This is a genomic window from Enterococcus sp. C76 (assembly GCF_040886985.1).
In the GTDB taxonomy this organism is placed as follows: Bacteria; Bacillota; Bacilli; order Lactobacillales; family Enterococcaceae; genus Enterococcus_B; species Enterococcus_B lactis.
On record NZ_JBFOEY010000078.1, the window covers coordinates 1 to 282 of the forward strand.

Consider the following 282-nt stretch of genomic DNA (forward strand, 5'->3'; position numbering starts at 1 on the left):
TTTATGCGATTTTAGTTTTGTTTGGAATTCCTTTTTTTTGGATTTATAAATATCGTGGGTTTCAAAATGTTTATCAACGATATACAGTGAATCAGCAGATGTTTTTTTCTGATTTTATTTCTACGTTAGTGCCGTATTTATTGAATAAGGGCGTTAAACGGAGTTTGTTTGCCAATTTAGAATTGGTTGCAGAACAAATGAAAGATAAAAAATTTAAAGACGAAATCTATCGTTTTTTAGGAGAAATAAACGATTATCCGAATGAGATTGAGCCATTTGTTC

At 29.8% G+C, this 282-nt stretch carries 1 protein-coding gene; it reads left to right on the forward strand.

All coding sequences use genetic code 11. The features are described 5' to 3' along the window. On the forward strand, nucleotides 1-282 hold a 282-nt coding region (locus AB3I00_RS14830; RefSeq protein WP_368025647.1), incomplete at both ends, for a hypothetical protein.